Annotated in this window: 11 protein-coding genes; all 11 read right to left on the bottom strand. The window is 45.7% G+C overall.

Features of this window, described 5'->3' with window-relative positions; translation table 11 throughout:
- Positions 1-16: 16 nt before the first annotated feature.
- The 11 genes from lepA to rnpM all read right to left on the bottom strand — a co-directional run bounded on the left by lepA (position 17) and on the right by rnpM (position 13,362).
- Positions 17-1,828, bottom strand: a complete 1,812-nt coding sequence (gene lepA / locus HMPREF9708_RS07080; RefSeq protein ID WP_006309596.1) for a translation elongation factor 4 — start codon at positions 1,826-1,828, stop codon at positions 17-19.
- Positions 1,829-2,026: 198 nt separating this feature from the next.
- A complete protein-coding gene (gene dnaJ, locus HMPREF9708_RS07075; RefSeq protein WP_006309595.1) occupies positions 2,027-3,169 on the bottom strand; it encodes a molecular chaperone DnaJ in 1,143 nt (380 codons plus the stop codon).
- A 106-nt stretch (positions 3,170-3,275) separates the two neighbouring features.
- Positions 3,276-5,123: a molecular chaperone DnaK gene (gene dnaK, locus HMPREF9708_RS07070; protein WP_006309594.1), complete on the bottom strand. Its 1,848-nt coding sequence runs from the start codon at positions 5,121-5,123 to the stop codon at positions 3,276-3,278.
- A 67-nt stretch (positions 5,124-5,190) separates the two neighbouring features.
- Positions 5,191-5,811 carry a nucleotide exchange factor GrpE gene (gene grpE / locus HMPREF9708_RS07065; RefSeq protein ID WP_006309593.1) on the bottom strand — a complete coding sequence of 207 codons (621 nt, stop codon included), beginning with the start codon at positions 5,809-5,811 and terminating at the stop codon, positions 5,191-5,193.
- A 25-nt stretch (positions 5,812-5,836) separates the two neighbouring features.
- On the bottom strand, positions 5,837-6,856 hold the full coding sequence (hrcA, locus tag HMPREF9708_RS07060) for a heat-inducible transcriptional repressor HrcA (protein ID WP_006309592.1): 1,020 nt from the start codon (positions 6,854-6,856) through the stop codon (positions 5,837-5,839).
- Between the two features lie 136 nt (positions 6,857-6,992).
- Positions 6,993-7,931, bottom strand: a complete 939-nt coding sequence (gene ribF, locus HMPREF9708_RS07055; protein ID WP_006309591.1) for a riboflavin biosynthesis protein RibF — start codon at positions 7,929-7,931, stop codon at positions 6,993-6,995.
- 2 nt (positions 7,932-7,933) lie between these two features.
- The gene (gene truB, locus HMPREF9708_RS07050) at positions 7,934-8,857 is read right to left on the bottom strand and encodes a tRNA pseudouridine(55) synthase TruB (protein WP_006309590.1); all 924 of its coding nucleotides are present in this window, start codon (positions 8,855-8,857) and stop codon (positions 7,934-7,936) included.
- Between the two features lie 1,185 nt (positions 8,858-10,042).
- A complete protein-coding gene (gene rbfA / locus HMPREF9708_RS07045; protein WP_006309589.1) occupies positions 10,043-10,408 on the bottom strand; it encodes a 30S ribosome-binding factor RbfA in 366 nt (121 codons plus the stop codon).
- A gap of 15 nt (positions 10,409-10,423) precedes the next feature.
- Positions 10,424-12,718: a translation initiation factor IF-2 gene (gene infB / locus HMPREF9708_RS07040; RefSeq protein WP_006309588.1), complete on the bottom strand. Its 2,295-nt coding sequence runs from the start codon at positions 12,716-12,718 to the stop codon at positions 10,424-10,426.
- Between the two features lie 27 nt (positions 12,719-12,745).
- The gene (locus HMPREF9708_RS07035) at positions 12,746-13,066 is read right to left on the bottom strand and encodes a L7Ae/L30e/S12e/Gadd45 family ribosomal protein (protein WP_232215554.1); all 321 of its coding nucleotides are present in this window, start codon (positions 13,064-13,066) and stop codon (positions 12,746-12,748) included.
- Positions 13,066-13,362, bottom strand: coding sequence for an RNase P modulator RnpM (rnpM, locus tag HMPREF9708_RS07030; RefSeq protein WP_006309586.1), 297 nt, complete (start codon positions 13,360-13,362; stop codon positions 13,066-13,068). The genes HMPREF9708_RS07035 and rnpM overlap by 1 nt, the downstream gene beginning before the upstream one ends.
- Positions 13,363-13,372 lie beyond the last annotated feature (10 nt).

The raw sequence follows: 13,372 nt of genomic DNA, 5'->3' as shown, positions 1-13,372 counted from the left end.
CTTCAAGATGAGACACTTAATCTTCTTCATCCATCTGTAAGACTGCCATGAAGGCTTCTTGTGGTATTTCCACATTTCCGACCGCCTTCATCCGCTTCTTTCCTTCCTTTTGTTTCTCTAGGAGTTTCTTCCGTCGGGAGACGTCCCCACCATAGAGCTTAGCGGTTACGTCCTTACGGTAAGCCTTAATTGTGGACCGAGCGATAATCTTATGGCCAATCGCCGCTTGGACAGGCACTTCAAACATTTGCCGTGGAATAATTTCCTTTAATTTCTCAACCAGAACCCGGCCACGGGCTTGGGCAAAGTCTTTATGGACGATGGTTGAGAAGGCATCGATCACATCACCATTGAGCAGAATTTCTAACTTGACGAGATTCGATTGACGATAGCCGATCAACTCATAGTCCAAGGAAGCATAGCCCTTGGTTGAGGACTTCAACTTGTCGAAGAAGTCGTAGACAATCTCCGCCATGGGTAATTCATAGATCACATTGACCCGAAATTCATCCAGGTAATCCATGGTGATGAAGTTCCCCCGCTTGCGCTGGGCCAATTCCATGACGGCGCCGACATATTCATTAGGCACCATAATGGAAGCCTTGATATAAGGCTCTAAGACCTTATCAATCAGCGTCGGATCCGGCATTTCTGATGGATTATCCACCACTACTTCTTGACCGTCAGTCTTTATGACGCGGTAAACCACCGAAGGCGCTGTGGTAATCAAGTCGAGGTCGAACTCCCGCTCCAAACGCTCTTGAATCACATCCATATGTAAGAGGCCTAAGAAACCAGTCCGGAAACCAAAGCCAAGCGCTTGCGAAGTCTCCGCCTCAAATTGCAAGGAGGCATCATTAAGTTGTAACTTTTCTAAGGATTCTCGCAGATCATTATAATCCTTGGAATCAACGGGATAGAGACCAGCAAAGACCATGGGGTTCAATTTGCGGTAACCAGGTAAGGCCTGGTCAGCTGGCTTATCAGCGGAGGTAATGGTATCCCCGACCCGGGTATCTTGAATGGTCTTGATTCCAGCCGTAATGTAACCAACATCCCCCACCATTAATAGGTCTCGTTGCATGGGACTCGGGGAGAAGACTCCCACTTCAATGACCTCAAATTCCTTGCCATTTGACATCAAACGAATGGTATCACCTGGCTTAACGGTCCCATTAACAATCCGGACATTCAAGACCACCCCGCGATAGGCATCATAAGCGGAGTCAAAGATGAGGGCCTGCAAGGGTTCATCAATATTCCCTTGGGGAGCTGGTACTTTCTCAACAATCTGTTCCAAAATATCCGAAATACCGATACCCGCCTTAGCCGAAGCCAAGACCGCTTCTGAGGCATCTAGACCAATGACTTCTTCAATTTCATAGCGGACCTTTTCGGGGTCAGCAGAAGGCAGGTCAATCTTGTTGATCACTGGGAGGATTTCCAAGTCATTATCTAAAGCCAAATAGACATTCGCCAACGTCTGGGCTTCAATCCCTTGGGCGGCATCCACCACTAGAATCGCGCCTTCACACGCAGCTAAGGATCGAGAAACTTCATAGGCAAAATCGACATGCCCGGGTGTGTCGATCAGATGAAAAATATATTCCTGGCCATCCTGGGCCGTATAGGATAATTCGACTGCATTGAGCTTAATGGTAATTCCGCGCTCCCGCTCAAGATCCATCGAATCGAGCAATTGGTTCTTCATATCCCGTTCAGCTACCGACTCGGTCTGCTGCAGGATCCGGTCTGCGAGGGTTGACTTCCCATGGTCAATATGGGCAATAATAGAAAAATTTCGAATGCGTTTTTGTCTTTCTTTCATTTGTTGGCTATCCACTGGACTTCACTTCCTTCACAAGCATTTAATCGCTACACTCTATCTTATCAAAAATTACCCCCCTTGAATAGTTTTCTTTAAGCCCCTATCCTAGGATCAAAAAAAAAGCAGCAACCAAGACTCGAGTCCTGGTTGCCGTTTGACACGCTTATTAAGGTATCCTTAGGATGCGGCTTTTGAGCCTTATTTATCATTAAAGATGTCACGCATCTTATCAAAGAAGCCGGCTTCTTGTTCTTTAACCGTAGCTCCCGTTTCCTTGGCTAGTTGCTTAAAGAGGTCCTTTTGCTTGTCAGTCAACTTGCTTGGCGTCACAACGGTCACAACGACTTGTTGGTCCCCCATATGGCCTGTATGGACATCTGGCGCTCCCTTACCGCGTAAGCGGAAGGTGGTACCAGTTTGCGTGCCGGCAGGTACCTTTAACTTGACCTTGCCATGCACAGTTGGAACTTGCACTTCGTCGCCCAAGGCAGCTTGAGAGAAGGTAATGGGGAGTTGATAGTAGATCTCAGACCCATTGCGCTTAAACTCCTTGCTCGGGCTGACCTTGAAGACAACATAAAGATCCCCATAAGGGCCTCCATTGGATCCAGCTTCACCTTGACCGGCCAAGCGGATTTGGTTGCCATCCTCCACACCTGCTGGGACCGTTACCTTAACAGTGTGACTGGTTGATTCAATCCCAGAACCAGCACAGGTTTCACATTTTTCCTTGATTTCTTTACCTGTCCCGCCACAGACATCACAAGTCGTTTGCGTCATCACACGGCCAAAGGGTGAATTACGCTCCACATTAATGGTCCCACTACCGTGACACTTATGACAAGTCACCGGATCCGTTCCCGCCTTAGCGCCTGTCCCGTGACAGGTATGGCATTCTTCATTACGCTGGTAACGGATGGTGGTTTCCTTACCAAAAATTGCCTCTTCAAAGGTCAATTTCACCCGGTATTGTAGGTCATTCCCCTTGCGCGGTGCATTAGCCCTACGACCTGCTGTCGATCCGCCAAAGAAGGAATCAAAAATATCCTCAAAGCCAAATCCAGCGCCACCGCCAAAGCCACCGAAGCCGCCGCCAAAGCCTTGGCCAAAATTCGGATCAGTCGCCGCATGGCCGTATTGGTCATAGGCTGCCCGCTTTTGCGCATCACTTAGAATTTCATAAGCTTCGGATACTTCTTTAAACTTGTCTTCAGCCCCCGCTTCTTGGTTAATATCGGGGTGATACTTCTTGGATAACTTACGGTAGGCTTTCTTGATCTCTGCATCCGTGGCGTCGCGTGAAACACCAAGGACCTCATAATAATCTCGTTTGTCTGCCATTTCCAACCTCCTTTAATGCATCGAAATGAACGTGTATCACTTGAAAGATAGAGGCTGGGAGATCCTCCCAGCCCCATCAATCCTCAAGTTTATCCCACGAATCGGTCTACTCATCTACCTCTTCAAAGTCTGCATCGACGACATTGTCGTCACCTGCATCTTCAGCTGCTTGTCCTTCAGCTGCTTGTTCACCTTGTTGAGCTTGAGCTTGTTGCGCCGCTTGCTCATACAACTTAATGGATAGATTCTGCACCACTTCATTCAAGGCATCACGCTTGGTCTTCATGGCTTCAAGATCATTCGCTTCAACAGCCTCTTTCAATTCATCACGAGCCGCTTCAGCCTTTTGGATTTCCTCTTGTGAGATATTATTATTGTCTTTTAATTCTTCCAAAGTCTTATTAGTTGTAAAGATCATTTGGTCAACTTCATTACGAAGGTCTGCTTCTTCACGGCGCTTCTTGTCAGACTCTGCATTCGCTTCAGCATCTTTGACCATGCGGTCGATTTCCTCATCAGATAAGCCAGATGAAGACTTAATCGTAATGGTTTGTTCTTTTTGCGTACCTAAGTCCTTAGCTGATACGTTCACAATACCGTTCTTGTCAATATCAAAGGTCACTTCGATTTGTGGCACCCCTCTTGGAGCAGCTGGGATATCGGTTAATTGGAAGCGTCCCAGAGTCTTGTTATCGGCTGCCATTTCACGTTCCCCTTGAAGAACATGGACATCAACGGCTGGTTGGTTGTCTGCAGCAGTTGAGAAGACTTGTGACTTAGAAGTTGGGATGGTCGTATTCCGGTCGATCAACTTGGTGAAGACTCCACCCATGGTTTCGATACCGAGTGATAATGGTGTAACGTCTAGGAGGACGATATCCTTAACATCACCTGAAATAACGCCACCTTGGATGGAAGCACCCATTGCTACCACTTCGTCAGGGTTCACTGATTTATTTGGTTCTTTGCCGGTTTCTTTCTTAACGGCTTCTTGGACCGCTGGAATCCGAGTAGATCCCCCTACAAGAATCACTTCATCAATGTCAGATTTATCCAAGCCAGCATCCTTCAAGGCTTGACGAACAGGACCTTTAGTCCGTTCTACTAGGTCATGGGTTAACTCGTCGAATTTAGCACGGGTTAAGCTGGTTTCCATATGAAGAGGTCCATCTTGTGAAGCCGTGATAAATGGTAAGGAAATCTGAGTCGAAGAAACACCAGATAGATCCTTCTTAGCCTTCTCACTCGCATCCTTCAAACGTTGAAGGGCCATCTTGTCCTTAGATAAGTCGATTGAATGTTCTTTCTTAAATTCTTCCACTAGGTAGTCGATAATCTTGTTATCAAAGTCATCCCCACCCAGCTTGTTATCGCCAGAAGTTGCGAGTACGTCGAAGACCCCGTCTCCTAATTCAAGGATGGAAACGTCAAAGGTTCCGCCCCCAAGGTCAAAGACTAAGACTTTCTCTTCCGCATCTGTCTTGTCCAAACCATAAGCTAAAGCTGCAGCCGTTGGTTCGTTGACAATCCGTTCAACTTCCAAACCAGCAATCTTTCCAGCGTCCTTGGTTGCTTGACGTTGGGCATCATTAAAGTAAGCAGGAACGGTAATAACTGCCTTTTCAACCTTATCACCTAGGTAATCTTCCGCATAAGATTTAAGGTGTTGTAAAATCATCGCTGAGATTTCTTGAGCGGTATAGGACTTGCCAGCTAAATCAACCTTATAGCCTGTTTCACCGATATGACGTTTAATCGATGAGACCGTATCAGGGTTGGTTACCGCTTGACGCTTAGCAACTTCCCCGACTTGAATTTCACCATTCTTGAATGAAACAACAGAGGGTGTCGTACGGTTCCCTTCTGCATTTGGAATAATCTTAGCTTCGCCCCCTTCAAGGACGGCTACTGCTGAGTTCGTTGTTCCTAAGTCAATTCCGATAATTTTTGCCATATGACATGTCTCCTTTATTTTTTATTTGTCGTTTAAACTTTCAATTACTTCATTTAATACTTCCGCTTTAAGCTGAAACGATGACCATTGCCGGACGGATAACCCGGTCGTTGAGGACGTAACCTTTTTGTAGGACCGCGACCACTTGGTCAACGTCTTGGCCTTCTTCAGCCGGTTGAGTCGTCACTGCCTGGTGGAAATTGGGATCGAAGGCTTGATCGATCGGATCAATCTGTTCGATCTGTTCTTCTTTAAAGGCTTTTAAGATCTGGTCATAGACCATTTCAACCCCCTTATGGATGGCTTGGCCTTCTTCAGTCTTGGCTTCAATGGCCAAGGCTCGCTCCATATTATCCAAGGCTTCCACTAATCCCTTGGCTAAAGGCTGTGAACGGTATTTCGCTGCTTCTTGTCGGTCACGGCTGTTGGACCGCTGAATATTAGCCATTTCCGCTTGTAAACGTAAGGTCTGGTCTTCAAGCTGGTCAATTTGTGCTTTTAATTGGTCAATTTCTTCTGCTTGATCATGACCGGTGCCCTCTTCTTCTTGAAGAACTTCCTGGTCGATCTCTTCTGGTGTTGAATCTTGTATATTCTCTTTTTGGATAACTTCTTCGTCAGTGACTGCTTTTACTTCTTCTGCTTGATCGGTTAGCTCTTGATCAAGTGACTGGTTTTCTTCTGCCACTTAATGACCTCCTTTATCCTAATTTTTATTCATTAAATTTGCCGATGATTAACTCCATCATAGGAATAATGCGGGAGAACCGCATCGTCGACGGCCCTAAGAGACACAAGGTCATCCTCTGGGCATCGAGGGTAAAGCTGGCGGTGATTAGGGCTAGGTTTTGCATACTTTTCGGTGCAAAATCCTGGCCAAAGAGCACCTCAATCCCATCCTGTCTTGCTTCTAGAATATCGAACAATTCTTTGGATCCCTCGATCAGATTAAAGAATTCCTTAAATTCAGGAACTGTATTTTGCGAATCGAAGAAATCAAACAAATTATTCTTACCCCGAATTAAGTATTGGTGGCCCTTGACCTGTTGAATGGTCTTTTCCACCAAGGCGGAGAAATCTAAGAGTCGGCCAATTTGTCTTTGGATCAGTAGTGGAATGGTTAATTTCAAACGTTGGTAAGCATCTTCTAAAGGCAAATCTAGCAATTCGTCATTTAAGAGCTCGACCAGGTCCTCCACTTGTTGGGCCGATAGGCCATAATGGAATTGAAAGATCTGGCTCTCGACATGGCCTTGGTCTGTCATTAGGATCGCCATCAACTGATAATCGCTCAGTTGGACTAGTTTGAAATTTGCCACATAATGGTCTTCCATACTTTGACCAAAAACTAAACTCGTAAAACCTGTTAAGGATACCATTAAGTCAGCGACCATCTTAGCCGTCTTAAAAGTATGATCTGGGCGATTCCGAAATAGTTCTTGCACCGCTTCAAGATCCGCTTCATAGCGGTCAGATAGGTCTCTTTCATCATGATCAATCAACCGGTTCACATAATAGCGATACCCTTCATAAGAAGGAATCCTTCCAGAGGAAGAATGGGCCTTAATTAAGAAGCCGTTCTTCTCTAAAACCACCATTTCATTACGGATGGTTGCTGGACTGACATCCAATAGCGACTCCTTGAGTAAGGTCTTGGACCCAATCGGAGATTCGAGATTGGAATAGAGTTGGACAATCAAATCGAGAATCTGATGTTGTCGTGGTGTTAACACGTATTTCGTTCACCTCCCACAATTAGCACTTAAACTATCTGAGTGCTAACTGTCTCTATCATAAGCGGTTTGTCAGACAATGTCAAGCAAAAAACCAAAAAAACAGTAAAAAATTAGCACTCTAATTATAAGAGTGCTAATTATCGAAATAAGCGCGCGTATCCACTAAGTCTTGGTCTAATTGACTGACTAAATCGGCCACCTGGTCAAACTTGATTTCACCCCGTAAGTAATGGTGCCACTTGACCTCCACCCGTTCACCGTAGATCATCTGGTTAAAGTCCAAGATATAGACCTCACAAGTCAATTCATTGGGCTCTTGAAAGGTGACATTATAACCAACCGAGGCCATGCCCTGGTACCAGACACCTTGAACAAGAATCTCCACCACATAGACACCAACCCCCGGTAATATCTGGTGGGGATCTGTGGCAATATTTGCGGTAGGATAACCGATGGTCCGCCCCCGCTTATAGCCATTCATGACAATCCCTGAAGTCTGGTAGGGGTAACCTAAAGCCTGGTTGACGCGGTCGATTTGACCAGCTTTAAGGTCTTCTTTTATCGTTCGTGCACCAATCTTCTCTTGGTTGAGTAGCTGAGGGGGAACTTCCGTTACTTCAAACCGGCCCTGACTGTGAATTTTTAAGGTGGTCATGTTGGCTTGGTCAACCGGTCCATAGGTATAGTCAAAGCCAGCCACTACATGTTGGGCATGCAGGCCTACCAGATAACGGTCGACAAATTCTTGTGGCGATTGGGCCCCCATTTGCCAGGTAAATTCACTCAAGTAGACCAGGTCTACCCCCAAGCCTTCAAAGAGGTTCAACTTATGGCGGTTATCAGTCAAATAGCCATAATGATAGGGGTGAATAGTTTGATAAACCACTTTCGGCGTGTGGGTGAAGGTCAAAACGGCCAGAGGCAGCCCTTCTTGGTCGGCAATCTGCCGGGCCTGGCCAATCACCTCCTGGTGTCCGCGATGGACACCATCAAAGAAACCCAAGGCCAAGACAATGGGCTCTTGGATAATTTGCTTGGGATCATAAGGATAATTAAGCTGAATCACTTGCATGGTTAGGCCTCTTCTCTAGGAAACATTTTGAGGGGTTTTAACTTACCCTCTTTTGACGGATGGGGACCATAGATCGCTAACAAGCGACCTTGGTCAAAGAGACAGGTGGCGGAATGAATGGGGGCTTGGAAAAAATCCTGGTCGACAACAGCACCGTGTACCACAGACTTCACCTGGTCCCCTATAAGATCAATCCGGTGGAAATCCTGGACTGCCCTTTCGATGGGATAGATTGCTTGGTCCAAAGCCTGGTCCGCCGCTAATTGCCGTAATTGGTCCAGGGTCACAGCTTGGTCCTGGTTGAAACCTCCTGTAGCGAGGCGGGTCAATTGGGACATATGGGCCGGATAACCTAAGGCTTGACCGCAATCGACTGCCAGGGTCCGGACATAGGTCCCCTTACCGCAGACCACATAAAAGTCCCAGTATTGTAGGCCCTTATCCGCTACAAAGACCGGGTCACTGGTCCGTTCAAACTGGTCAATCCGGACCTGACGTTGGGGTCTTTCCACTTCAATTCCAGCTCTGGCATATTCATAGAGGCGCTTGCCCTTGACCTTGACGGCAGAATAATAGGGGGGGATTTGAATCTGTTCCCCTTCAAGACGTGCCATGGCTTGGTCAATCTGGTCCATGGGAACCGGTTGGTCCAATCGAACCTCTTCAATCACTTGGCCAAACCGGTCTTCCGTATCCCTTGCCTGACCCAGACAGATTTGACCCTGGTAGATTTTATCCCCGTCCATCAAGAACTCGACCAACCGGGTGGCTTGACCCAAGCAAACAAGCAGCACCCCTGCCACCCCTGGATCCAAAGTCCCTGTGTGGCCAATTTTTTTCATTTTTAAAATTTTTCGCATTTGGAAAACCACATCGTGGCTGGTCATTCCCTCTTCCTTCCAAATTGGCACGATTCCATGATACATCTTATCCCTCCATCAATACTCAATGCTCATTATAGCTAAAATCCTTGATAGCGCCAACTATCAAGATTGCTCTTTGTTTTTGGTAGTTACAGGATGGAAAGATAGGATAACTGTCAATAAGGCAGGTCCCACTCCTTAATCATAGGGGACCGCCTTCCAAAGCTGTCGCTTTTCCAGGCTCGATCCACTAGGCAATGCCTAGACGGTAAACCGTAAGGCATTGCAAGCTGCGTGGATCGTCCTCCTTCCTATGATTAAGCAATGGAACCTGCCTTTTATTGACGGATTATAAGTCTTTATTTATTTGACAATTTTAAGGTTAATCCAGTTAGAAAAAACAGATTCTAGTAAAAAGACTGGATTTTATCCAATCGATATAAAACAATTTTGATAACTATCTTAACCTTAAAATCAAAGAATGCTCATTAAAATCAATCATCCTCCACCACTTTTAGATAGGAATGAAATAAAAAATCAGACGGAGTCAATGGAAAAATCACACGACCTCCCTTTTATTCTATCCCTAATAGCATCTTCTAAAAGATTGAGTCTGGGATTATTTCTTCATAAATTTAGCTTTGATTGTCAATAATAAAAACGCAAACTTATATAAGATTATAGGCTATATCAAAAATTGAACTTCAACATATACCCTCGAAAACCGATAAAATGAATGCTGACTTTATTTTTAATTCTATATTTTTGGTATGGTTAACTACATACTTTCTTCAAATTTTAGTATTCGAGGCAAGTTGAATGATTTCTGCAGGCTTAACTTTCTTTTAAAATATACATCTTGTTTATTGGCAATAGCCTATTAAATCAGTTTTTATTTTGGAAACTGAATTAAATTTGAAAGCCTTTAAAAAATAAAATCCGTCAATAAAAGACAGGGCTCAATGCTTAATCATAGGAGGGAGGACGATCCACGTAGCGTGCAATGCCTTGCGGTTTACCGCTTAGGCATTGCCTAGTGGATCGAGCCCGGAAAAGTGAAAGCTTTGGAGGGCGGTCCCCTATGATAAGCATCGAGACCTGTCATATTGACGGATTGCTTACCTTTTAATTTATTTTAGTTTTTGTATCATGTTTTCCTAGGGGCCTAGCCTGGAAAAGCGAAAGCTTTGAAGGTTGGTCCCCTATCATAAGCATCGAGACCTGTCATATTGACGGATAGCTTGCCTTTTAATCCTTTTGGTCTTTTTCTTCTGATTTAATTTGGTCTAAGAGGTCATCAATATGCTGACCATAATCAATCGATTGGTCACGTTCAAAGACCACCTCAGGCACCTTGTAAAGACTAATCCTTTTGGCGAGTTCGGAACGAATCTTACCGGAAGCTGCCTTCAAGCCAGCTTCTGTCTTTTGCCTTTGGCCTGCCAGGTTGGTCAGGGTCGAATAGAAGATGGTGGCATGCTGTAAATCACCAGTTAGCTCCACATCAGTAATCGTCACGCCTTCAACCCGAGGGTCTTTGATCTGGTGATAAAGGATATCGTTGACTTCTTTAAGGATCTCTTGACGCACTCGGCCTAAACGGTAGTTTGCCATGATCTGCCTCCTTTATTAGCGTTTTACTTCAACCATGCGATAAGGTTCGATGATGTCATCGACCTTGATATCATTATAGCCTTCAATCATCAAGCCACATTCTAAGCCCTTGGAAACTTCCTTGGCATCATCCTTGAACCGCTTGAGCGAAGCTAATTCCCCTTCAAAGATCACAATATTGTCCCGGATTAAACGAACCTTACTTGAACGCTCAATGAATCCTTCTAGGACATAAGAACCTGCGATGGTCCCTAATTTAGAGACATTATAGGTCTCACGCACCACCACTTGACCTGTAATTTCTTCCACATATTCAGGATCAAGCATACCCTTCATAGCGGTTTCGATTTCATCAATCACGTTATAGATAATGTTGTGAAGGCGAATATCCACTTCTTCCGCTTCCGCTTGGGCCCGTGCTTGTGGGGTTGGCCGAACATTAAAGCCGACAACAATCGCTGAAGAGGCATTCGCCAGGGTAATATCGGATTCATTAATAGCCCCGACCGCCTGGTGGACAATATTGACCTTGACCCCTTCGACATCAATCTTATAAAGGGAAGCAGCAAGTGCTTCGACCGATCCTTGGACGTCTGCTTTTAAGATCACATTAACAGAACGTAATTCCCCTTCTTGCAAGGTTTCGAAGAGATTATCTAAGGTTACCTTCTTCTTAAGATCTCTTTGATGTTCTTGGGCTTTTCGGGCTCTTTCTTCCCCGGCATGACGAGCAGACTTCTCATCTTCGAAGACCACAAACTGGTCACCTGCTTGAGGTGCCCCATTCAAGCCTGTAATCTCAACCGGTGTCGAAGGTCCAGCTGACCGGACACGACGGCCCTTGTCATTGACCATAGTCCGTACCCGACCGTAAGTATTCCCCACTACAATCGGATCTCCCACACGTAGGGTACCTTGTTGAACTAAGAGAGTCGCTGTTGCCCCGGTTGCCTTATCTAAACGGGCTTCGATCACCGATCCTAAGGCTAGTCGGTCTGGGTTGGCTTTTAATTCTTGTACTTCAGCAACCAAGAGGATCATCTCTAAGAGTTCATCAAGATTGGTTCCGAATTTAGCCGAGATATTCACAAAGATATGCTCGCCACCCCAGGCTTCTGAGATGATGCCATGTTCTGATAATTCGTTCATGACCCGGTCTGGGTTGGCTTCTGGCTTGTCAATCTTATTAATCGCCACAATAATCGGTACATCGGCTGCCTTGGCATGATTGATAGCCTCAACCGTTTGTGGCATCACCCCATCATCGGCCGCCACAACAATAATGGTAATATCCGTTACATCAGCACCACGTGCCCGCATGGTTGTGAAGGCAGCGTGCCCTGGAGTATCAAGGAAGGTAATTGTTTTACCGTTGAGTTCAACCTGATAAGCTCCGATATGTTGGGTAATACCGCCGGCTTCTCCTTCGGTGATTCTTGACTCTCTAAAGGAGTCCAAAAGACTGGTCTTACCGTGGTCAACGTGGCCCATAATGGTCACGACAGGCGGACGGATCACTTGGTGGTCTTCTTGGTCTGCTTCTTGGAAGTAATGGTCGAGGTCAGATGCTTCGACAACCACCTTCTCAACAGGCTCCACCCCATATTCCAAGCAAATCAATTCAATTGTATCTTTAGATAGGGCCTGGTTTTGGTTAACCATCATCCCCTGCATAAATAACTTCTTGATAATCTCGCTGGCATCACGGTGAAAGGCTTTGGCAATATCTTGAATGTTCATGCCCTCACTGTAATGGAAGGATTCGGGTAAATCCTTATGCTTCCGCGCGGTGATCCCTTTAGATGGAGCTGGCTTATTCTTAGCCTGATGGCGGTTCCGCCGGTTGCGACGGTTACCCCGAGTCCGCTTGGATCCTTGGTCTTCTGACTCATCCTCTTGGTTGTTTTTAAACTTCGCTTGCCCTTCCTTACGTGGATGCTTCTTCGCTTGCCCCTTCTTATTAACAGAGGCTTCTTCCTGATCATCCGCTTGCGTCTTCTTATGCTTAGGATGACCTGGTTTGTTGGCCTTTTTCTTGTCAGTGGTCTGATCCTTAGCTGAAGCCTGCTTTTTAGAATGATCCTGATTTTTTTTAGGGCTAGCTGGTTTGCTCTCTGCCTTTTTGGCAGGTTTAGCCTGGTCTTTTTTAGCGGGTTTTTGAATGGCTTGGATCAATACCTTTTGTTGGTCCTCATTTACTGAAGACATATGGCTATTAAAGTCCATCCCATGATCGGCGGCAACCTTCAATAGTTCCTTGGATGTCAACTGGTTCTGCTTGGCTAATTCATAGATACGAATTGCTGCCATATAATCACCTTCCTTAATTCTCTTCTCTTACTCTTTCATTGTCTTAACTCCTGTCCCATAGGATAAGAATGTCTTAGCCATGCCGGAATCCGTGATCCCACAGATCCTTCGCGATTTTCCCAGGGCTTGGCTGATTTCATGACTGGTTAACTGGTTACAAACAGGGATGCCCGCCTTTTGAGCAAGGACTTGATAGCGGTCCTGGGTCTTGGAACTCGTATCACTGGCCACTACCACTAGGTGGACTTGACGGTGCTTGACCGCCTTCTCCACTCGTTCATCTCCTGAAAGCAATTTAGAAGCCCTTTGGGCTAAGCCTAGTAAATTTAACTGCTTCTGCTTGGTCATCATAGTAATTCTTGCCGGGCCTTCTGGTGGTCCACATAGGCATATAAGGTCTCATAGAATTCATCCGGAATCTCCATTTCAAAGACTCGGTTGAAGGTCTTGGCTTTTTTTGCCTTGAGAGCCAGGTCTGGATCAAGAGCAATATAAGCTCCCCGTCCATTTTTACGTCCTGAGGGGTCCAATTCAATCTGACCTTCAGGGGTCTTAACAATCCGGACCAAGTCTTTCTTAGGATAGGATTCTCCCGACACCACACACTTACGCATGGGTATCTTGCGTGTCTTCTTAGTCTTCATCTTCCATCCC

This window comes from Facklamia languida CCUG 37842, from assembly GCF_000245795.1.
Classification (GTDB): Bacteria; Bacillota; Bacilli; order Lactobacillales; family Aerococcaceae; genus Facklamia; species Facklamia languida.
This window is presented reverse-complemented; position numbering and strand designations above follow the sequence as displayed.